General features: G+C 73.5%; 18 protein-coding genes, 2 tRNA genes and 1 pseudogene. 13 read left to right on the forward strand and 8 right to left on the reverse strand.

Annotated elements, in window-relative coordinates; translation table 11 throughout:
- Nucleotides 1–13: 13 nt before the first annotated feature.
- Both ilvD and H6H00_RS14550 read right to left on the reverse strand, forming a co-directional pair.
- Nucleotides 14–1,855: a dihydroxy-acid dehydratase gene (gene ilvD / locus H6H00_RS14545; RefSeq protein ID WP_185721779.1), complete on the reverse strand. Its 1,842-nt coding sequence runs from the start codon at nt 1,853–1,855 to the stop codon at nt 14–16.
- Nucleotides 1,855–2,229: a PH domain-containing protein gene (locus H6H00_RS14550; protein ID WP_185721780.1), complete on the reverse strand. Its 375-nt coding sequence runs from the start codon at nt 2,227–2,229 to the stop codon at nt 1,855–1,857. The genes ilvD and H6H00_RS14550 overlap by 1 nt, the downstream gene beginning before the upstream one ends.
- A gap of 251 nt (nt 2,230–2,480) precedes the next feature.
- On the opposite strand from H6H00_RS14550, the gene H6H00_RS14555 reads away from it, so the two are divergent.
- The 5 genes and pseudogenes from H6H00_RS14555 (at nt 2,481) to H6H00_RS14575 (ending at nt 6,642) form a co-directional block, all read left to right on the forward strand.
- Nucleotides 2,481–4,400: an acetolactate synthase large subunit gene (locus H6H00_RS14555; protein ID WP_185722448.1), complete on the forward strand. Its 1,920-nt coding sequence runs from the start codon at nt 2,481–2,483 to the stop codon at nt 4,398–4,400.
- The gene (ilvN, locus tag H6H00_RS14560) at nt 4,400–4,906 is read left to right on the forward strand and encodes an acetolactate synthase small subunit (protein ID WP_185722449.1); all 507 of its coding nucleotides are present in this window, start codon (nt 4,400–4,402) and stop codon (nt 4,904–4,906) included. Before H6H00_RS14555 ends, ilvN begins: the two co-directional genes overlap by 1 nt.
- Nucleotides 4,907–4,929: 23 nt before the next feature.
- Complete coding sequence (gene ilvC, locus H6H00_RS14565) at nt 4,930–5,934, forward strand: ketol-acid reductoisomerase (protein WP_185721781.1); 1,005 nt, start codon at nt 4,930–4,932, stop codon at nt 5,932–5,934.
- Nucleotides 5,935–6,083: 149 nt separating this feature from the next.
- A pseudogene (locus H6H00_RS14570) lies at nt 6,084–6,284 on the forward strand (hypothetical protein); the annotation flags it as partial.
- A gap of 79 nt (nt 6,285–6,363) precedes the next feature.
- A complete protein-coding gene (locus tag H6H00_RS14575; protein ID WP_185722935.1) occupies nt 6,364–6,642 on the forward strand; it encodes a hypothetical protein in 279 nt (92 codons plus the stop codon).
- Here H6H00_RS14575 and H6H00_RS32835 read toward each other — a convergent pair.
- The gene (locus tag H6H00_RS32835) at nt 6,611–6,742 is read right to left on the reverse strand and encodes a DUF1707 SHOCT-like domain-containing protein (RefSeq protein WP_185722450.1); all 132 of its coding nucleotides are present in this window, start codon (nt 6,740–6,742) and stop codon (nt 6,611–6,613) included. The genes H6H00_RS14575 and H6H00_RS32835 overlap by 32 nt on opposite strands.
- Nucleotides 6,743–6,781: 39 nt before the next feature.
- Here H6H00_RS32835 and H6H00_RS14585 point away from each other — a divergent pair, with 39 nt between their 5' ends.
- The 3 genes from H6H00_RS14585 (at nt 6,782) to H6H00_RS14595 (ending at nt 10,361) form a co-directional block, all read left to right on the forward strand.
- On the forward strand, nt 6,782–7,408 hold the full coding sequence (locus H6H00_RS14585) for a TMEM175 family protein (protein WP_185721782.1): 627 nt from the start codon (nt 6,782–6,784) through the stop codon (nt 7,406–7,408).
- 121 nt (nt 7,409–7,529) lie between these two features.
- Nucleotides 7,530–9,134, forward strand: coding sequence for a phosphoglycerate dehydrogenase (gene serA, locus H6H00_RS14590; RefSeq protein WP_185721783.1), 1,605 nt, complete (start codon nt 7,530–7,532; stop codon nt 9,132–9,134).
- Between the two features lie 189 nt (nt 9,135–9,323).
- Nucleotides 9,324–10,361, forward strand: a complete 1,038-nt coding sequence (locus tag H6H00_RS14595; protein ID WP_185721784.1) for a 3-isopropylmalate dehydrogenase — start codon at nt 9,324–9,326, stop codon at nt 10,359–10,361.
- 115 nt (nt 10,362–10,476) lie between these two features.
- On the opposite strand, the gene H6H00_RS14600 is transcribed toward H6H00_RS14595, so the two are convergent.
- Nucleotides 10,477–10,716 carry a hypothetical protein gene (locus H6H00_RS14600; RefSeq protein WP_185721785.1) on the reverse strand — a complete coding sequence of 80 codons (240 nt, stop codon included), beginning with the start codon at nt 10,714–10,716 and terminating at the stop codon, nt 10,477–10,479.
- 899 nt (nt 10,717–11,615) lie between these two features.
- Nucleotides 11,616–11,924, reverse strand: coding sequence for an EthD family reductase (locus tag H6H00_RS14605; RefSeq protein WP_185721786.1), 309 nt, complete (start codon nt 11,922–11,924; stop codon nt 11,616–11,618).
- A gap of 265 nt (nt 11,925–12,189) precedes the next feature.
- Between H6H00_RS14605 and cimA the strand changes: the two genes are divergently transcribed.
- Nucleotides 12,190–13,815, forward strand: coding sequence for a citramalate synthase (gene cimA, locus H6H00_RS14610; RefSeq protein ID WP_185721787.1), 1,626 nt, complete (start codon nt 12,190–12,192; stop codon nt 13,813–13,815).
- On the opposite strand, the gene H6H00_RS14615 is transcribed toward cimA, so the two are convergent.
- On the reverse strand, nt 13,802–14,242 hold the full coding sequence (locus H6H00_RS14615) for an Lrp/AsnC family transcriptional regulator (protein ID WP_185721788.1): 441 nt from the start codon (nt 14,240–14,242) through the stop codon (nt 13,802–13,804). The genes cimA and H6H00_RS14615 overlap by 14 nt on opposite strands.
- 90 nt (nt 14,243–14,332) lie before the next feature.
- On the opposite strand from H6H00_RS14615, the gene H6H00_RS14620 reads away from it, so the two are divergent.
- Nucleotides 14,333–15,463 (forward strand): MFS transporter, encoded by a 1,131-nt coding sequence (locus tag H6H00_RS14620; RefSeq protein ID WP_185721789.1) that lies wholly within the window; start codon nt 14,333–14,335, stop codon nt 15,461–15,463.
- Between the two features lie 23 nt (nt 15,464–15,486).
- On the opposite strand, the gene H6H00_RS14625 is transcribed toward H6H00_RS14620, so the two are convergent.
- Entirely contained in the window at nt 15,487–16,794 is a 1,308-nt protein-coding gene (locus H6H00_RS14625) for an FAD-dependent oxidoreductase (protein WP_185721790.1), read from the reverse strand.
- A 39-nt stretch (nt 16,795–16,833) separates the two neighbouring features.
- On the opposite strand from H6H00_RS14625, the gene gltX reads away from it, so the two are divergent.
- The 3 genes from gltX (at nt 16,834) to H6H00_RS14640 (ending at nt 18,565) form a co-directional block, all read left to right on the forward strand.
- Nucleotides 16,834–18,309 (forward strand): glutamate--tRNA ligase, encoded by a 1,476-nt coding sequence (gene gltX / locus H6H00_RS14630; protein ID WP_185721791.1) that lies wholly within the window; start codon nt 16,834–16,836, stop codon nt 18,307–18,309.
- A 65-nt stretch (nt 18,310–18,374) separates the two neighbouring features.
- Nucleotides 18,375–18,446: transfer RNA gene (locus H6H00_RS14635), tRNA-Gln, on the forward strand.
- Nucleotides 18,447–18,492: 46 nt separating this feature from the next.
- Nucleotides 18,493–18,565: transfer RNA gene (locus H6H00_RS14640), tRNA-Glu, on the forward strand.
- Between the two features lie 221 nt (nt 18,566–18,786).
- On the opposite strand, the gene H6H00_RS14645 is transcribed toward H6H00_RS14640, so the two are convergent.
- Nucleotides 18,787–20,664 carry an Hsp70 family protein gene (locus tag H6H00_RS14645; RefSeq protein WP_185721792.1) on the reverse strand — a complete coding sequence of 626 codons (1,878 nt, stop codon included), beginning with the start codon at nt 20,662–20,664 and terminating at the stop codon, nt 18,787–18,789.
- Nucleotides 20,665–20,677: the final 13 nt, after the last annotated feature.

The raw sequence follows: 20,677 nt of genomic DNA on the forward strand, positions 1-20,677 counted from the left end.
CGAGGGGTCGGGGTCAGACGATCCGGCGGACCGCTCCGGTGTGCGCGCTGGTGGCCAGCGCCGCGTAGGCGCGCAGGGCCTTGGACACCGTCCGCTCGCGGTCACGGGGCTGCCACGGGCGCTCGGAGGCGTCCATCTTCTGCCGCCGCTCCGCGAGCACCTCGTCGGGCACGTCGACCGACAGCGTGCGGCTGCGGACGTCGATGAGGACGGTGTCGCCGTCCTCGATCAGGCCGATGACGCCGCCGTCGGCCGCCTCGGGGGAGATGTGCCCGACCGAGATGCCCGACGAGCCGCCGGAGAAGCGGCCGTCGGTGATCAGGGCGCACTTCGCGCCGAGCCCGGAGCCCTTGAGGAACGCGGTGGGGTGCAGCATCTCCTGCATCCCCGGGCCGCCTGCCGGGCCCTCGTAGCGGACCACGAGGACGTCGCCGGGCTGGATCTGCTTGGTGAGGATGACCGACACGGCCTCCTCCTGGCTCTCGACGACCCGCGCCGGGCCGGAGAAGTGCCACAGCTCCTCGGGGATGCCCGCGGTCTTGATGATCGCGCCGTGCGGGGAGATGTTGCCGCGCAGGACCGCGAGCCCGCCCTCGGTGGTGTAGGCGTGCTCGGCGTCGTGGATGCAGCCGGACACGGCGTCGGTGTCGAGCGAGGACCAGCGGTTCGACGTGGAGAACGCCTGCGTCGTGCGCACCCCGCCGGGGGCGGCGTGGAACAGCTCGACGGCCGTCTCCGACGGCGACTCCGCCCGGATGTCCCACTCCGAGAGCCAGGACTCCAGCGACGGCGAGTGCACCGTGTGCACGTCGGTGTTGAGCAGGCCCGCCCGCCACAGCTCGCCCAGGATGGCCGGGATGCCACCGGCGCGGTGGACGTCCTCCATGTGGTAGTCGGAGCTGGGGGAGACCTTCGACAGCGTCGGCACGCGCTTCGACACCGCGTCGATCGCGGCCAGGTCGAAGTCGACCTCGCCCTCCTGGGCCGCCGCCAGGATGTGCAGCACCGTGTTGGTGGAGCCGCCCATCGCGACGTCGAGGGCCATCGCGTTCTCGAAGGCCGCGCGGGTGGCGATGTTGCGGGGCAGCGCTGAGGCGTCGTCGTCGCGGTACCAGCGGGTGGCCAGCTCCATCACCGTGCGCCCGGCCTGCAGGAACAGCTCCCGGCGGGCGGTGTGCGTGGCGAGGGTCGAGCCGTTGCCGGGCAGCGCGAGCCCGAGCGCCTCGGTGAGGCAGTTCATCGAGTTGGCCGTGAACATGCCCGAGCACGAGCCGCAGGTGGGGCACGCCGAGCGCTCCACCTCGGTGAGGCCGTCGTCGTCGACCTCCGACGACGCCGACGCCGAGATCGCCGTGATCAGGTCGGTCGGCGCCTGCGCCACGCCCCCGACGACGACGGCCTTGCCCGCCTCCATCGGCCCGCCGGAGACGAACACGGTGGGGATGTTGAGGCGCATCGCGGCGTTGAGCATGCCGGGGGTGATCTTGTCGCAGTTGGAGATGCACACGAGCGCGTCGGCGGCGTGGCCGTTGACCATGTACTCGACCGCGTCGGAGATGACCTCGCGGCTGGGCAGGGAGTAGAGCATCCCGCCGTGGCCCATCGCGATGCCGTCGTCGACGGCGATGGTGTGGAACTCCCGCGGCACGCCGCCCGCCTCCGTGATCGCCCCCGCGACCAGGTCGCCCATGTCCTTGAGGTGCACGTGACCGGGCACGAACTGGGTGTAGGAGTTGGCGATGGCGACGATCGGCTTGCCGAAGTCGCCGTCGGTCATGCCGGTGGCGCGCCAGAGCGAACGTGCTCCGGCGGCGTTGCGGCCGTGGGTGGTGACGCGGGAACGCAGAGCCGGCATTACTGGTCTCCAGCCGGGTCGGCCAGCCGGCCGCCGGACGCGGCGGCGAGCTGGGGCAGGTCGCGGACGCCGACGGCGGGGAGCGGTAGCTCGGCACCGTCGCTCAGCACCGCGTGGACCCGGCCCTTGTCGGCCAGGCGCAGCGAGCTGATCTCCGACCACGGTACGCGCCTGCCCGCCAGCAGCGTGCGGACGGTGACGGCCTCCGCGTCGACGACGGTGCGCGTGCGCAGCGTCCACACGACGACGGCGACCGGGAGGAGGTAGACCAGCCACAGGAACGGGGCCCCGAAGGCCACCGGGGTCGCGCACACGGCGAAGACCAGCGCGAACAGGATCTGCAGCCGGGACGGCTGGAACGCGACGACGGACACGCCGCCATGCTGCCACCCGACGCCCGCGCGCGTGTCCCACGATGCGGTCCACGATTCCCACGGGATTGACGCTGCCGGCCCGTACCGTGCTAGCGTCGCCCCCATGTCCGTCACCGGGATCCTCGTACTCCGCAGGCGCGTCCACGCCTGAGCGGGTTCTCGGACGTCGACGCGCCACCCTCGCATCGCCCCACCCGGCGGTCGGGGGTTTTTTCATGCCCATTCCCACCATCAGCGAGGCAGAGCAGCCGATGACCACCGCCACGCCCCGATCCGGACCGAAACCGGCGCCGCCGCCCGGCCGACCGTCCCCGGCCCCGCAGGCCGTCCCCGGTCCCCGGGCCGAGACCCCGCGCTTCGACGCGGTGCCGATGACCGGCGCGCAGTCCCTCGTGCGCTCGCTCGAGGAGATCGGCTGCGAGGTGGTGTTCGGCATCCCGGGCGGCACGATCCTCCCGGCGTACGACCCGCTGCTCGACTCCACCAGGGTCCGCCACGTCCTCGTCCGCCACGAGCAGGGCGGGGGCCACGCGGCCACCGGGTACGCGCAGGCCACGGGCAAGGTCGGCGTCTGCATGGCCACCTCCGGCCCGGGCGCGACGAACCTCGTCACCCCGATCGCCGACGCCCACATGGACTCGATCCCGCTCGTCGCGATCACCGGGCAGCAGAGCCGGGCGCTGATCGGCACCGACGCGTTCCAGGAGGCCGACATCACCGGCATCACGATGCCGGTGACCAAGCACAACATGCTCGTCCACGACGCCAAGGACATCCCCCGGGCGATCACCGAGGCGTTCCACCTGGCCAGCACCGGCCGGCCGGGACCCGTCCTCGTCGACATCCCCAAGGACGTCCTGCAGGAGCAGACGACGTTCACCTGGCCCGCCGAGATGGAGCTGCCCGGCTACCGGCCGACGACCCGGCCGCACGGCAAGCAGATCCGCGAGGCCGCGAAGCTGATCTGCGCCGCGAAGCAGCCCGTGTTCTACGTCGGCGGCGGAGTCCTCAAGGCCCGGGCCTGGGACGAGCTCAAGGAGCTGGCCGAGCTCACCGGCATCCCGGTCGTCACCACGCTGATGGCCCGCGGGGCGTTCCCGGACAGCCACCCGCAGCACGTTGGCATGCCGGGCATGCACGGCACCGTCGCCGCCGTCGCCGCGATGCAGAAGTCCGACCTGCTGATCGCGCTCGGCTCGCGCTTCGACGACCGGGTCACCGGGGTGCTGTCGAGCTTCGCGCCGCACGCGCAGGTCGTGCACGCCGACATCGACCCGGCGGAGATCTCCAAGAACCGCCGCGCCGACGTCCCGATCGTGGGCGACTGCAAGGAGGTCATCACCGACCTCATCGAGGCCGTCACGGCCGAGCGCGCGGGCGGCACCGCCGACCTGACGGAGTGGTGGGCGCAGCTCGACGAGCTGCGCGGGCGCTTCCCGCTCGGCTACACCTGGCCCGCCGACGGCTCGCTCTCGCCCGAGTACGTCATCGAGCGGATCGGCCAGATCGCCGGCCCCGACGCGGTGTACGCCGCGGGCGTCGGCCAGCACCAGATGTGGGCCGCGCAGTTCATCAAGTACGAGAAGCCGCGGACCTGGCTCAACTCCGGCGGCCTCGGCACGATGGGCTTCGCCGTGCCCGCCGCGATGGGCGCGAAGATGGCCCGGCCCGAGGCCGTGGTGTGGTGCATCGACGGCGACGGCTGCTTCCAGATGACCAACCAGGAGCTCGCCACCTGCGCGATCGAGGGCATCCCGATCAAGGTCGCGATCATCAACAACGGCAACCTCGGCATGGTCCGGCAGTGGCAGAACCTGTTCTACAAGGAGCGCTACTCCAACACCGACCTCGGCACGCACAAGCACCGCATCCCCGACTTCAAGCTGCTCGCCGAGGCGATGGGCTGCGTCGGGCTGCGCGCGGAGCACAAGGACGACGTCGACCGCGTGATCAACGAGGCCATGGCGATCAACGACCGGCCGGTCGTCATCGACTTCGTGGTCGGCGCCGACGCCCAGGTCTGGCCGATGGTCGCCGCGGGCACCGGCAACGACGAGATCATGGCCGCCCGCAACATCCGCCCCCTGTTCGACGGCGACGAGCTCGTCGCCGACACCGGGACGATCGCGGCGGTCACCGCCGACGCGCTGACCGACCAGGACGAGTCATGATCGAGCGCCACACCCTGTCCGTCCTCGTCGAGGACAAGCCCGGCGTGCTCGCGCGCGTCTCCGGGCTGTTCTCGCGGCGCGGCTTCAACATCGTGTCCCTGGCCGTCGGCCCCACCGAGCAGGCCGGGGTGTCCCGGATGACGATCGTCGTGGCCGTCGACGACCTGCCGCTCGAGCAGGTCACCAAGCAGCTCAACAAGCTGGTCCACGTCATCAAGATCGTGGAGCTGGAGCCGGCCGCGTCCGTGCAGCGCGAGCTGCTGCTGGTCAAGGTCCGCGCCGATCCCGCCGTGCGGAGCCAGGTCCTGGAGATCGTCGACCTGTTCCGCGCCCACGCCGTCGACGTCACGCCGGAGGCCCTGACCGTCGAGGCCACCGGCACGGCCGAGAAGATCTCGGCGCTGCTCAAGAACCTGGAGCCGTTCGGCATCCGCGAGATGGTGCAGTCCGGGACGATCGCCGTCGGCCGCGGGCCGCGCTCGATCACCGCCACCGCTGTTCGTTAACCGAGAGGAACCCCTTCACCGTCATGAGCGTGAACATCTACTACGACGCCGACGCCGACCTGTCGATCATCCAGGGCCGCAAGGTCGCCGTGATCGGCTACGGCTCGCAGGGCCACGCCCACTCGCTGTCGCTGCGCGACTCCGGCGTCGACGTGCGCATCGGCCTGCCCGAGGGCTCCAAGAGCCGCGCGAAGGCCGCCGACGAGGGCCTGACGGTGGGCACGCCCGCCGAGGTCTCCGCCTGGGCCGACGTGATCATGATCCTGGCGCCGGACACGAAGCAGCGCTTCATCTACACCGACGACATCGCCCCGAACCTCAAGGCGGGCGACGCGATCTTCTTCGGCCACGGCTTCAACATCCGCTACGAGCTGATCAAGCCCCCGGCCGACGTCGACGTCGCGATGGTCGCCCCGAAGGGCCCCGGCCACCTCGTGCGCCGCCAGTTCGTCGACGGCAAGGGCGTGCCCGCGCTCATCGCCGTGGAGCAGGACGCCACCGGCGGAGCGAAGGCGCTGGCGCTGTCCTACGCCGCGGCCATCGGCGGCGCCCGCGCGGGCGTCATCGAGACCACGTTCACCGAGGAGACCGAGACCGACCTGTTCGGCGAGCAGGCCGTGCTCTGCGGCGGGGCCGCGGCGCTGGTCCAGACCGGGTTCGAGGTGCTCACCGAGGCCGGCTACGCCCCGGAGATCGCCTACTTCGAGTGCCTGCACGAGCTCAAGCTGATCGTCGACCTCATGTACGAGGGCGGCATCGCCAACGAGCGCTTCTCCATCTCCGACACCGCCGAGTACGGCGACCTCACCCGCGGCCCGCGCGTCGTCAACGCGCAGACCAAGGAGGAGATGAAGAAGATCCTCGGCGAGATCCAGGACGGCACCTTCGCCCGCGAGTGGGTGGCCGAGGACGAGGCCGGGCGGCCGAACTTCACCAAGCTGCAGGCCGAGGGTGCGGCGCACCCGATCGAGGAGGTCGGCGAGAAGCTGCGCGGCCTGATGAGCTGGGTGGGCAGCAAGGCGACCTGATCCGTCGTCCCCCTCGTCCCCGTCGTTGCAGCAAGGCCACCTTCCCGCCATCTCGTGGCGGGAAGGTGGCCTTGCTGCCGTTCGAGGCGGCGCCGGGATCGCCCGTTTCGTCCGGTGCTCCCGTCGGATCCGGGATACGGTCCCTCCTGGTGTGCCGGGAAGTCTGGTCGGCGTCCCTGTCGCCGACCCCGAGGACGTCCACCGCATGCCGCCACCCGCCCGACGCCGCCCGCCCGTCCCTCTTCGCCCGCGGGTCGTGGCCCGAGGCCCGTCGCATCGCCGAGATCCGGCGTGCCGAGGCCGTCGGCGGCATCCTGCTCGTCGTCGCCGCGGTCCTGGCGCTGATCTGGGCCAACTCGCCCTGGCGCGAGGCCTGCACCGCGCTGTCGGAGACCACGGTCGGCCCGGCTCGCCGACGCCGCCCGCGAGTTGGGGGAGATCCCGGGAGCGCTGCGGCTGCGGCTGCTGCAGACCGTCAGCGACGTGGCCTCGGACAAGAACAGCACGCTGGTCATGCCGTTCCGGATCGAGATGCTGCGGTTCTTCGAGAACGCCTCCGGCGGGGCGAAGCCGGCCGGCGCCGGCGCGACGCCCGCTGCCGACGAGCCCGCCACGGCGGCGGTGGACCCGGCCCCGGCCCGGACCGAGGTCAACGGCTCGACCCCGGCCGCGGCCATCACCACAGGTCCGGAGGCAGATCGGTCGTGACGTCGTCGAGGTCGCCGCGGGTGCGTGACGCGAGCGTCGCCGACGTGCGCTCCTCGAACTCCGACAGGGTCAGCCGCCCCTCGGCGACCGCCCGCTCCAGGCGCCGCCGGGCCGGGGGCGGCGGTCTAGCCTGCCCCCCGTGCCCGAGATCGAGAGCCCCGAGACCGACCGCGGGGCCGCGGAGCGGTTGACGTTCTTCTCCGACGCCGTGGTGGCCATCGCCATCACGCTGCTCGCCATCGAGCTGCCGGTGCCGGAGGGGGAGACGTCGGCCGAGTTCCTCGCCTCCGTGCAGGCGAGCGGGTTCGAGTACCTGGCCTTCGCGATCAGCTTCGTCGTCATCGCCAACCACTGGGCGGCCCACCACCGGGTCTTCCGCTGGGTCCGGCGGGCCGACAGCCCGGTGATCGGGCTGAACCTGCTCTGGCTGTTCCTCGTCGTGATCAACCCGTTCCTGACGCGGGTGCTCACCGAGGGCGACGTCGACCTCGTGCGCTTCGGGGCCTACGCGCTGGCGCAGGGGGTGCAGATGATCACCTTCGCCGTGATGGTGGCCGTGACGGCCCGGCGCGGCTGGTTCGACGCCGCCGCGCCCCGCTCGCTGACGCACCGCGGCTGGGTCCGCTCGCTGATCAACGCGAGCGGGTTCCTCCTCTCGCTGCCCGTGTTCCTGCTCGTGGGCACCTGGGCCTTCGCGGTGTGGGCGGTCGTCCCGGTGGCCGGGGGGATGGTCCGCCGGCGGCTGGACCGCCGAGCCGGCGGCTGACCGCTCGGTCCGCCCGGTCGCGTTCCCCCGGTCGGGATGCTCACGTCACCGGAGCCGGTGTCGGGCCGCGCACCTAGGATCAGGGGGTACCAGCCGCCGATCCGGGAGCCCTGCAACCGCCGTGAGCAACGCCGCCACCCGCCCTGTCGTCCTGCTCGCCGAGAAGCTCGCGCCGTCCGCGGTCTCGTTGCTGGGTGACGACGTCGAGATCCGCCACGTCGACGGCACCGACCGGCCGGCGCTGCTGGCCGCCCTCGCCGACGCCGACGCGCTGCTCGTCCGCTCGGCCACGCAGGTCGACGCCGAGGCGCTCGCCGCGGCCCCGCGGCTCAAGGTCGTCGCGCGGGCGGGGGTCGGCCTCGACAACGTCGACGTCCCCGCCGCCACCGCGCGCGGCGTGATGGTCGTGAACGCGCCGACCTCCAACATCGTCTCCGCCGCCGAGCACGCCGTCGCGCTCATGCTCGCCGCCGCCCGTCACATCCCCGCGGCCGACGCGTCCCTGCGCGCGGGCAAGTGGGCCCGCAGCGCGCTGACCGGCACCGAGATCAACGGCAAGGTCGCCGGCATCGTCGGCCTCGGCAAGATCGGGCAGCTGGTCGCGCAGCGGCTCGCGGCGTTCGGCGTCGAGCTCATCGCCTACGACCCGTACGTCGCCCCGGCCCGCGCCGCGCAGCTGGGCATCGAGCTCGTCTCACTCGACGAGCTCCTGCAGCGCGCCGAGCTGATCTCCATCCACCTGCCCAAGACCCCGGAGACGCTCGGGCTCATCGGCAAGGACCAGCTCGCGATCACCAGGCCGGGCGTGATCATCGTCAACGCCGCGCGCGGCGGCCTGGTCGACGAGGACGCGCTCGCCGAGGCCGTGCGCAGCGGGCACGTCGGCGGGGCGGGGATCGACGTCTACGTCGAGGAGCCCACCACGTCGAGCCCGCTGTTCGAGATCCCGCAGATCGTGGTCACCCCGCACCTGGGCGCGTCCACGGACGAGGCGCAGGACCGCGCGGGCACCGACGTCGCGCGGTCGGTGCAGCTCGCACTGGCCGGGGAGTTCGTGCCGGACGCGGTCAACGTGCAGATCGGGGGCGTCGTCGGCGAGGAGGTGCGCCCGTGGCTGCCGCTGACGCAGAAGCTGGGCACCGTGCTCTACGCCGTCGCCGGTCGCGTGCCGAGCACCATCACCGTCGACGTCTCGGGCGAGCTGGCCTCCGAGGACGTCTCGGTGCTGCAGCTCGCCGCGTTGCGCGGGGTGTTCACGCACGTCGTCGAGGACCAGGTCACGTTCGTCAACACCCCGGCGCTGGCGGCCGAGCGGGGCGTCGACGTGGAGCTGACGACGGCCCCGGAGAGCGAGAACTTCCGCTCGGTCGTGCAGCTGCGCGCCGCGATGCCCGACGGCGAGTCGATCACCGTCTCCGGCACGCTGACCGGCCGCTCCCAGGTGCAGAAGCTCGTCGAGGTCAACGGGCGCCACTTCGACCTGCGCGCCGAGGGCGAGGTGCTGCTGCTCGAGTACGGCGACCGGCCCGGCGTCATGGGGCGCGTCGGCTCGCTGCTGGGCGAGGCCGCGGTCAACATCGAGGCCGCACAGATCAGCCAGACCACCGACGGCTCCGACGCGATCATGCTGCTGCGCGTCGACCGGCCCGTCGACCCGGGCGTGCTGGAGCCGATCGGCGCCTCGGTCGGCGCGCGCATCACGCGGCTGATCTCCTTCGACGACTGAGGCCGCATTGGCCCGCTCGGGGGCGTGTCGCGGGCCGACCGGGTCCGCTGGGGCGCGGTTTCACCCGGCGGGGTGACCCCGTTGGGGTGAGGCGCGCCGTGGAGGCCCGATCGCGGCCGGTAACGTGCGGTCCGGCCCGTCGGCAGTGCGAGGAACGCGCGGGTCCAGTCACGAGAGGAAACCCCAGTCATGCGCCTTGCGGTCATTCCCGGCGACGGCATCGGGCCGGAGGTCATCGAGGAGGCGCTGAAGGTTCTCGAGGAGGTCGCGCCGGGCGCGGAGACGACCACCTACGACCTCGGCGCGGCGCGCTGGCACTCCACCGGCGAACTGCTGCCCGAGTCGGTGCTCACCGAGCTCCAGCAGCACGACGCGATCCTGCTCGGCGCGGTCGGCGACCCGTCGGTCCCCAGCGGGATCCTCGAGCGCGGGCTGCTGCTGCGCCTGCGTTTCGAGCTCGACCACCACGTCAACCTGCGCCCCGCCCGGCTCTACCCCGGTGTGCGCGGGCCGCTGTCCGGCAACGCCGAGATCGACATGGTCGTCGTCCGCGAGGGCACCGAGGGCCCCTACGTCGGCACCGGCGGGCTGCTCCGCAAGGACACGCCCCACGAGATCGCCACCGAGGTCAGCGTCAACACCGCGTTCGGCGTCGAGCGGGTCGTCCGCGACGCCTTCGCCCGGGCCGAGCGCCGCCCGCGCAAGCACCTCACGCTGGTGCACAAGACCAACGTGCTGACCTACTCCGGGCGCCTGTGGTCGCGGCTGGTGGAGGAGGTGTCGCTGGAGCACCCCGACGTGTCGGTGTCCTACCTGCACATCGACGCCGCCACGATCCACATGGTCACCGACCCCGGCCGCTTCGACGTGATCGTCACCGACAACCTGTTCGGCGACATCCTCACCGACCTCGCGGCCGCCGTCACCGGCGGCATCGGCCTCGCCGCCAGCGGCAACCTCGACGGCAGCCGCAACAACCCCAGCATGTTCGAGCCGGTGCACGGCAGCGCGCCCGACATCGCCGGGCAGGGCATCGCCGACCCCACCGCCGCGGTGCTCTCCGTCGCCCTGCTGCTCGACCACCTGGGCAACGTCGAGGAGGCCCGACGCATCGAGGCCGCGGTGGCCTTCGACCTCGCCACCCGCGACCACGCCGCCACGGGCCACACCCGCAGCATCGGTGACCGCCTCGCCGCGCTGGTCAGCAGCCACGCCGGTGTGAGCTGACGCCTCCCGCCCCGCCCCGCCCCGCCCCGCCGTTGCAGCATGGCCACCTTCACGCAGCCGCACTGCAGGAAGGTGGCCATGCTGCACAACGGGCGGGCGTTCAGCGGGCGGGCGTTCAGGACGGGCGTTCGGCACGGAGCGGAGGGCGTGGACGGGCCGCCGCCCGGGCGTGGACCGCGCGCAGGATCGCCACCACCTCCTGCGGATCGCTCAGGATCATCTTCGGCTTCGACGCCACGTACACGGCGCCGGCGGCGGTGAACAGGGCGGCGCGCTGCACGGTGTAGTCGTGCGCGGCCGGATCCAGGTGCCACTCGGTGGACTCGATCTCCCAGACCATCGCCACGTCGTCCACCCAGCAGTCGGCGGTGCCGATCGCCCGTCCGTCGAGGGTGCGGACGGGGGGCGTTCCACCAGGCTTCGGGCAGACCGGCCCGCCGCCAGAGCCGCATCGCGGCGGCCTCGGCCGCCGACCGCACGCCGTCCGCGACGTCGCGCAGGACGCGGTTGGGGAGCGCGGTACCCCGGCGTGAGCTCGTCGAGACCTCCCGGGCGAGGTGGGAGACGGTGCAGAGGCGGCGCTGGACGGCGTCGGACATCAGCTCGGTGATCTCCCCGTGGCGGGACAGCCGGCGGGTGGCGTCGGCGCACGCCCGGGCCACGGGCGCGAGGGGCAGACCCGCGCGCAGGACCGGCGTCGGGAGGTGGGTCGTCCGCTCGACGTGGACGAAGCCCACCGACCGGACCTGCCGCGAGTGCGGGACGAGGACGTGCACCTCCTGGCTCGTCGCGTCGCTGCGGCGGGCCGGGCCGCGCTGCAGCCCGTGCATCCGGCAGGCCTCGATCCCGGTCACCACGGCCGAGGGGCCGCCGAGCAGCAGGGCGGCCACGAGGTGCTGGCGCCTGGTCGGGGTGCCGCTGAACAGGTGGACGATCCCCGGCAGCATCCGCTGCCACGGCCCGCCCTCGAGGCACCGGTGGTAGACGGTGCGCTCGGGTACGCCCGCGGCGACGAGTTGCCGGGCGGAGGCGACGCCCTCGGGGAAGGCGACGCGCAGATCGACGAGCGAGGGGGCGGTCCTGGGCATCGCGTCATGCTGGCGGCAGGAGCACGGCTGCGTGGCGGGTTCGGCAGAACCGGTTGCAGGATGGCCACCTTCACGCAACGAGATGGCGTGAAGGTGGCCATGCTGCAAGGGCGGAGCGGGGTGGAACAGGAGCAGGAGCAGGAGCAGGGTGGAGCAGGAGCGGAGGTCAGGCCTCGTTCGCCGGGCCCGTCAGCAGCGACACGCCCGCACCGGCGAAGTTGGGGAGGTCGGCCACCGCCGCCTGCCCGTGCTCCCCGCCCATGCCGGCCCCGAAGGAGGCCTCGTCGGCGAAGTCGAGCACCGCGACCAGGTAGTACGGGGGCTTGTTGCCCTCGGGGTCGGGCCCGGGGTGGCTGATCGTGTAGCGGAGCAGGCCGGGGATCTTCTTGGCGATCTCCGCGTGCACCTCGGTGTAGTGCTTGTCGAACGCGGCCGGGTCCTCGGGGTGGTTGTAGAGGGCGGTGAGCTGGTACAAGGCGGCGCCTTTCGCTGACGAGACCACGTGCGGCGGTGCACGCAGGTCGGTGTCAACACCCTGGTGGATCGTCGGCGGGGGTGCCTACCGTCGTCCCGCGATGTGGGACAGCGGTGTGACAGGTCGGGCGCGCCCGTGCCATGCTCGCCGACGTGTTCCACACCGCGATCATTATCGGCAGGCGCGACGGCTAGCTCCACCAGGCCGCCGCGCAGACCTCTCGCATCCGCGAGGGGTCTTTTTTGTTGCCGATGAGGAGATCGAGATGTCCCGCACCGCCCCCGCCGCCACCCCGCTCGGCGACGCCTTCCACGTCTACGACACGACGCTGCGCGACGGTGCGCAGCGCGAGGGCGTCTCGTACTCGGTGGCCGACAAGCTCGCGGTGGCCCGCCACCTCGACGCGCTCGGCGTCGGCTTCGTGGAGGGCGGCTGGCCGGGGGCGATGCCGAAGGACACCGAGTTCTTCGCCCGGGCCGCGGCGGGGGAGCTCGACCTGCGCCACGCCGCGCTGGTCGCCTTCGGGGCCACCCGCCGGCCCGGCACGACGGCGGCGCAGGACCCGCAGGTCCGCGCGCTGCTCGACAGCGCGGCACCGGTCGTCACGCTGGTCGCGAAGTCCGACCGCCGCCACGTCGAGCGCGCCCTGCGCACCGACGCGGCGGAGAACTGCGCGATGGTCGCCGACACCGTGGCGTTCCTCGTCGGCGAGGGCCGGCGCGTGTTCGTCGACGCCGAGCACTTCTTCGACGGCTACGCGTTCGACCCCGACTCCGCGCTCCGCGTGCTCGACGCGGCCGCCGGAGCGGGCGCCGACGTCGCGGTCCTGTGCGACACGAACGGCGGCATGCTCCCCCTGGGCATCGCCGAGGTGGTGACCGAGGTGGCGGCCCGCACGGGCTTCCGCCTCGGGATCCACTGCCAGGACGACACCGGCTGCGCGGTCGCCAACTCGGTGGCCGCGGTGCAGGCCGGCGCCACGCACGTCCAGTGCACGGCGAACGGCTACGGGGAACGGGCCGGCAACGCCGACCTGTTCGCCGTCGTCGGGAACCTGGTGACCAAGCTGGGGATGCCCGTCCTACCGGACGGGGCCCTGGCGGAGATGACCCGCACCTCGCACGCGTTGGCGGAGATCGCCAACATCGCTCCCGACACCCACCAGGCCTACGTCGGGACGTCAGCGTTCGCCCACAAGGCGGGCCTGCACGCGAGTGCGATCAAGGTGGACCCGGAGCTGTACAACCACATGAACCCCGTGGACGTCGGCAACGGGCAGCGGATCCTCGTCACCGAGATGGCCGGCCGGGCCAGCGTCGAGCTCAAGAGCACCGAGCTCGGCGTCGACCTGGCCGGCCACCCCGACGCCGTGTCGTCGGTCGTGGCGACGGTGAAGGCGCGCGAGGCGCAGGGCTGGTCGTTCGAGGCCGCCGACGCCTCGCTCGAACTGCTCATGCGCACCGCCCGCGGCGACTCGGACCCCACACCGTTCGCGTGCGAGTCCTACCGCGTCATCACCGAGCAGCGCGCCGACGGCGAGGTCGTGGCCGAGGCGACGGTCAAGATCGTCGTCGACGGGGAGCGGATCATCGCGACCCGCGAGGGCAACGGCCCCGTCAACGCCCTCGACGCCGCCCTGCGCGGCGCGCTCGCCCCGTCCTGCCCGTGGCTCGCCGACGTCGAGCTCACCGACTACAAGGTCCGCATCCTCGGGCGCGACGGGCCTGGTCACGGCACCGGGGCGGTGACGCGGGTGCTGATCGAGTCGTCGGACAAGGCGGGGGAGTGGACGACGGTCGGCGTGCACGGCAACGTCGTCGAGGCGTCCTGGCTCGCGCTGGTCGACTCCCTGGCCTACGCCGCGCTGCGCAGCCCGCTCACGACAGGCTGACGCCGCGCTCGAAACCGCGGCGCAGCACGGTGATCGTGCGCGTCCGGACCACGCCCTGCACCTGGTAGAGCATCCGCAGCACGTCCTCCAGCCCCTCGGGGCCCGACGCGCGCACCTTGAGCAGGAAGTTGCTGTTGCCCGCGACGGAGTGCGCCTCCTCGACGCGCGGGTCGTCCCGCGCGGCGGCGAAGACGTGGTCGCGGGCCCAGCCCTCCGTGTCGAGCAGGACGAAGGCGAGGACGTCGACGCCGAGCGCGTCGGGATCGACCTCCACCGTCGTCCGGCGGATCACCCCGGACGCCCGGAGCCGGCGCACCCGCTCGTGCACCGCGGCGGGGGAGAGCGACACCTCCCTGCCGAGCTGCGCGTAGGTGCGGTCGGCGTCGTCGAGGAGGAGGCCGACGATCCTCCGGTCCATCGGGTCCATGCCCCCATCCTGACAGGGGTTCGGCCGAAGAGTCTTCACGATGAACGCCGAACGCTGGATCGGCCGCTCCGACCGAAGCATCTTCGGTGCATGACCCGCCACTTCACCGTCCTCACCGCGGGGGTCGTCGCGGTCGGGGCGCAGTCGTTCCTGCTCGCCCCGCTGCTGCCCGACCTCGCGACCGCGCTGCACGCCACCCCGGCGGAGATCGGGCGGGCGCTCGCCGCGTACGGGGTCGGCGTCGTGCTGGCGGCCCTGCTGCTCGGCCCGCGGCTGGACCGCGTGCCGCGGGCGGGCGCGCTGACGGCCGGGGCCGCCGCGCTCGCGGTGAGCGCGGCGGTCTCCGCGCTCGCCCCGAACTGGGAGGTGCTCGCCGCCGCACAGGTGCTGGCCGGGGCGGGTGCGGGGGTCGTCCTGCCCGCGACCTACGCGTTCGCGGCGGAGCTCGCCGCCCCCGGCACCGAGGCGCGCGCGACCGGACGGGTGCTGACGGGCTGGTCGGTCGCGCTCGTCGCGGGGGTCCCGGTGTCGACGCTGCTGGCCGACCTCGTCGGCTGGCGCGGGGTGCTCGGGGCGCTCGCGGTGCTGGCCGGGGCGCAGGTGGTGCTCTACCGGACCCTGCCCTCCCCGGCCGTCCCCTCGGCCCCGCGACCCCGGCTCGCCACGGCCCTGCGGCTCCCCGGTGTCGCGCGGCTGCTGCTCGGCACGCTGGCGTTCATGAGCGCGTTCTACGCCGTGTTCGGGTTCGCGGGGGCGGAGATCCGGCTGCTGCACGGCGGTGGCGCGGCCGGGGCGGGGCTGCTCGCGCTCTGCTACGGCGTCGGGTTCGGGCTCGGCGCGGCGACCGACCGGTACGCAGGCCGCGTCGGGCTCGCCCCCGTCCTCGCGGCGCTGGCCGGGGTCTACCTCCTGCTCGCGGCGACCGTCGGCCTGCTCCCGGCCCTGCTCGCCGCGGCCGTGGCGTGGGGCCTGGTCAACCACGTCGCGCTGACGCTGCTGGTCAGCCGGCTCTCCGCGGCCGCCCCCGACGCCCGCGGCGCGGTGCTGGCGCTCAACTCCGCGGCCACCTACGGCGGGGCCGCGGTGGCCGGGCTGCTCGCCGGACCCCTGTACGAGGCCGCGGGTCTGGGGTGGGTGGCCGTCGCAGGGGCGGTGGTGGTCGCGGCGGCGATCCCGGTGACGCGGAGCCGCACGGCGCGACCGGTGGCGGTCGGGAGCTGACCCCCGGCCGTGGGGCGAGCCGCCTACCGGGCCGGCTCCGGCGCCCGGCGGGCCCAGTCGGGGGCGTGCTCGGGCAGCGGGCCGATCGCCACCGCCCGCGCCGGGATCCCCTGCAGCACGGGGAACCGCTGCAGCATCCGCAGGGGGAACGGCAGGCTCGCGAGCGGGGCGGGGGCGAGGCCGCCGTCGTCGGTGATCCCGGTGGGGGCGCCCGTGGCAGCGGCGGCCGTCGCGCCGACGACCGGACCCAGGACCACCCGGTGCGCGATCCGCTGCGCCCCCTGCACCAGAGCGGTCGCCCACCAGCGCCGCCGCTGCACCTTCCGCAGCACCGACGGCGGCACGAGACCCCCGCTGCGCAGGGCCGGGGCGAGGATGCGGGCGGCGGCGACGGCGTCGGCGACGGCGAGGTTGATGCCGACCCCGCCCACCGGCGACATCGCGTGCGCCGCGTCGCCGATCAGCAGCAGCCCGTCGAGGTCCCAGCGCCGCAGCCGCTCCAGCCGGACGTCGAGCAGCTTGACGTCGTCCCACGACTCCAGCGCGCCCGTGCGGTCGGCCATCCACGGCAGCAGCCCGCCGAACCGGCGCCGCAGCTCCCCGATGCCGGCGGCGCGCAGCGCGGTGTCGCCGCCCTTGCGGATGAGGTAGCCGCACTGCCAGTACTCGCCGCGGTCGATCATCACGCACAGGTGACCGGTGGAGAACCGGCCGACGCCGCCGACCGGGTCGCCCTCGCGGCGCGGCAGCCGGAACCACCAGACGTCCATCGGCACGCCGAACGAGCGCGGCTCGAGCGCGGCGGCCGCGCGCACGGCGGACCCGCGGCCGTCGCAGGCGACGGTGAGGTCGGCGCGCACGTCGTGCTCGGTGCCGTCGGAGCGGTCGACGTACCGGACGCCCGTGACGCGGCTCCCGTCGCGCAGCAGCCCGACGACCTCGGCCTCCCGGCGCAGCGTGAACGTCGGCTCCTCGGCGGCGGCGTCGGCGAGAAGGTCGAGGAAGTCCCACTGCGGGACGAGCGCGATGTGCGGGTGGGCACCCGGGAGGCGCCGCATGTCGGCGACGTGCGCCGTGCCCTCGTCGAGCTGGACGGTGATCCGCTCCAGGCGGCGCTGCGGGACGGCGGCGAAGCGCTCGCCGAGGCCCAGCTCGTCGAGCAGGTTCAGGGTGGAGGCGTGGACGGTGTCGCCGCGGAAGTCGCGCAGGAAGTCGGCGTGCTTCTCCAGCACCGTGACCTCGACGCCGGCGCGGGCCATGAGCAGGCCGAGGACCATCCCGGCCGGGCCCCCGCCGACGACGAGGCAGGTGGTGCGCTCCGAATTCACCATGCGTTGAATAATACGCCGATCCGATAGCCTGGCAAGACCATGACTGTTCGCGTCCGCTTCTGCCCCTCCCCGACCGGTACGCCGCACGTCGGGCTCATCCGCACCGCGCTGTTCAACTGGGCGCACGCCCGGCACAGCGGCGGCAGCTTCGTGTTCCGGATCGAGGACACCGACGCCAGTCGCGACTCGGTCGAGTCCTACGAGGCCCTGCTCGACGCCCTGCGCTGGCTCGGTCTCGACTGGGACGAGGGCCCCGAGATCGGCGGCGACCACGGCCCGTACCGGCAGAGCGAGCGCGGCGAGCTCTACGCCGACGCGCTGGCGAAGCTGATCGACGCGGGCGAGGTCTACGAGTCGTTCTCGAAGGCCGAGGAGATCGAAGCGCGCCACCGTGCGGCCGGCCGCGACCCCAAGCTCGGCTACGACAACGCCGACCGCGAGCTCACCGACGAGCAGCGGGCCGCCTACCGCGCGGAGGGCCGCGCGCCCGTCTACCGGCTGCGCATGCCCGACCGCGACATCACCTTCACCGACCTCGTCCGCGGCGACGTCACGTTCCGGGCCGGCACCGTGCCCGACTTCGTGCTCGCCCGCGGCGACGGCTCGCCGCTCTACCCGCTGACCAACCCGCTCGACGACGCCCTCATGGGCATCACCGACGTCCTGCGCGGCGAGGACCTGCTCTCCTCCACGCCCCGGCAGATCGCGCTGCTCGAGGCGCTGCAGCGCGTCGGCATCGGCGACGGCCCCTTCCGCTACGGGCACCTGCCGCTCGTCACGGGGGAGGGGAACCGCAAGCTGTCCAAGCGCGACCCGGAGTCGAACCTGTTCCTCTACCGGGAACGCGGATTCGTCCCCGAGGGCCTGCTCAACTACCTCGCCCTGCTGGGCTGGTCGATCGGGGAGAACCGCGACGTCTTCACGATGGACGAGATGGTCGCCGCATTCGACGTGAGCCGCGTCTCCGGCAATTCCGCGCGGTTCGACCTGAAGAAGGCCGAGGCCATCAACGCCTCCCACCTGCGCGCGCTGCCGGTCGAGGACTTCGCCCGCCGCGTCCAGCCGTACCTCGCGGTGGAGGGTGTGGCGATCGACACCGACGCCGACCGTGCACTGCTCGCGGCCGCAGCCCCGCTGGTGCAGGAGCGCAGCGTCGTCCTGTCCGACGCGGCCCGGATGCTGCGCTTCCTCTTCGTCGACGGCGCGGACTTCGTGCTCGACGAGGACGCCGCCTCCAAGAACCTCGGCCCCGACGCCGCACCGGTGCTCGAGGCGGCCCTGACCGGCCTCGATGCGCTCCAGGACTGGTCCACCTCGGCCATCGAGGAGTCCCTCAAGGCCTCCCTGATCGACGGCCTGGGACTCAAGCCGCGCAAGGCGTTCGCGCCCGTGCGGGTGGCCGTCAGCGGCCGGACGGTGTCGCCGCCGCTCTACGAATCGATGGAGCTGCTGGGTCGCGAGCGGTCCCTCGCGCGACTGAGGGGTGGTGTGGAGCGGGCGGGAGGGCTCGGCTAGAGTACTCAGCGCAGGGCACGGACACCGGGTTCGCACCGACTGGAACTCCGGATGATCGTGAGCCTTGGGGTATGGTGTAATTGGCAACACAGCTGTTTCTGGTACAGCCATTCTAGGTTCGAGTCCTGGTACCCCAGCGGAAACACCAGAGCGGTACGTAGTACAGTTTCATGAGTTTCTTAGGGCCCCGTCGTCTAGCGGCCTAGGACGCCGCCCTCTCAAGGCGGTAGCGCGGGTTCAAATCCCGTCGGGGCTACACAGGCACACGATCCCCCACTCCGATCCGGAGTGGGGGATCGTTGCGTTCCGGGACGGTTCGCGCCCTCTCGGGGCCCCGGCGGCGCGCGAGAGCCGGGACATCGCGCGGGCAGGGCGGCGTGAGGGGCCGTGCGCGGCCCTCGGCCACGCCGGCGGACGGCGACGAGCCGCGCGCGGGGAGAGCGAGCCGACGGCCGCACCCGCCGGACGACCGGTGGGTCAGGAGGCCGGGAGCGAGCCGCTCCGCGCCGCGGCGGCGGGAAGCGCCGTTGTGGGAGGTGGAGGATCCGTGGTGGGGGGTGGCGGCGGGTCCGTCGTCGGCGGCGGGGGCTCCTCCGAGGAGGGAGGCGGAGGCGCCGCTGTCGTGGGCGCGGGTGGCACTGGGGACTGCGGGGCTCGGGTGCGGGTGGGGGCGACCGCGGGAGGCGGCTCGTCGGCTGCGGGGGCCTCCGTCGACTCCACCGGCGTCGGGGTGCCGAGCACCTCCGACGACACCGGCGGCAGGATCGGCACCGTCGAGGTGCGGTCGGTGTTGGCCGTCGGCTCCGGGGTGGGGGCGGGCATCAGCACCACCGTCGCGACGACGCCGATCGCGGCGGCCAGGCCGCCTGCCGACACCAGGAACGCCCCGCCGCGGCGCCGCCGGGGCTCCGGGCGGTCGTAGTCCTCCTCGCGGTACTCGGTGACCTCGAGGTCCATCGGCGGGCGCACCGGGTACGGCGACGCCATCTGCCGCGGCGGCGGCACGACCTGCGTCGCCATCTCGCCGCCCTGCACCGGGATGCGGCCCTGCTGGGCCCCGGCCGGGAGGAACCCGGCCGATCCCGACGCCGCAGCGGTCGCCATCCCGCCGCCGATCCCGGCACCGAGTGCTCCGGTCCCCGACGGTCCCGGGCCCATCCCGATCGCCCCGACCCCGACCCCGGCCGGCGCACCGGGCGCTCGCTGGTGGCCGGTGGCGCGCACCCCGCCGGGCACCGGCGAGCCGCCCCGCGGCTGCGGGACGTGCGGACCGGTGCCGGCGAGCGCGACCGGGTCGAGGGAGAGCGCGGCGCCCATCGCGATGGCGTTCTTCGGGTCGGCGTCGACGGCGACGGGCCGCCCCAGCTGCTCCGACACCAGCTGCGCCACCAGCGGGATCCGCGACGACCCGCCGACCAGCAGCACCGCGGTGAGCTGGTCGGGCGTGAGCCCCGCGGAGGAGACCGCACGCCGCAGCGCGGCGACCGTGTCCTCGATCTGCGGCCGGATCATCGCCTCGAACTCGCTGCGGTGCAGGCGGACCGAGCCCTGAGACCCGGGCAGCAGCACCGGGATCGAGACCTCGGTGTCGCTGCTCAGCGCCTCCTTGGCCTCCGAGCACTCGCGGCGGACGGCGGCGACGGCGGCGAGCACGGCGGGGTCGGCGTCGTCGAGGCCGTCGAAGGCCTCCGGCATCCCGGCGCGGACGTGGTCGAACACGACCTGGTCGAAGTCGATGCCGCCGAGCCGCTCGATGCCCTCCGGACGGCCGATCGTGCCGAACCCCTGCGGGCCCTTGTGCACGATCGCGGCGTCGAACGTGCCGCCGCCCAGGTCGTAGACGGCGATGGTGGACCCGGACTCCAGCCGTTCCGCCGACGCGTAGTGCAGCGCGGCGGCCTGCGGCTCGGCCAGGAACGAGACCTGCATGCCCTGCCCGGCCAGTGCGCCGCCGAGGAGCTCCTTCTTCAGCGGACCCCACGACGCGGGGTGGGTGACGGCGATCCGGGCGGCGGGACCGCCCTCGCGCTCACCCACCCGGTCGACGACCCAGCGCACGACCCGCGCGGAGAGCTCCTGCGGCGACCACGCCACCCCGGCGAGGACGAGCGGGGTCGGGTCGCCGATGCGGCGCTTGAACTCGCGCACGACCCGGGCGGGGTCGGTGAGGGCACGGCGCTCCGCGGCCTCCCCGACGAGCACGGAGCCGTCGGTCCCGGCGTAGAGGACCGACGGGACGGAGCTGGACCGGTCGCCGAGGTTGACGATCTCGATCTCGCCCGGTCGCGTGCCCGGGTGACCGACGGCGGCCGACGTCCTCGTCGTACCCAGATCGATCCCGAGCAAGTAGGTCATCGTGCCCCGTCTC

Source organism: Pseudonocardia petroleophila (assembly GCF_014235185.1).
Taxonomy (GTDB): Bacteria; Actinomycetota; Actinomycetes; order Mycobacteriales; family Pseudonocardiaceae; genus Pseudonocardia; species Pseudonocardia petroleophila.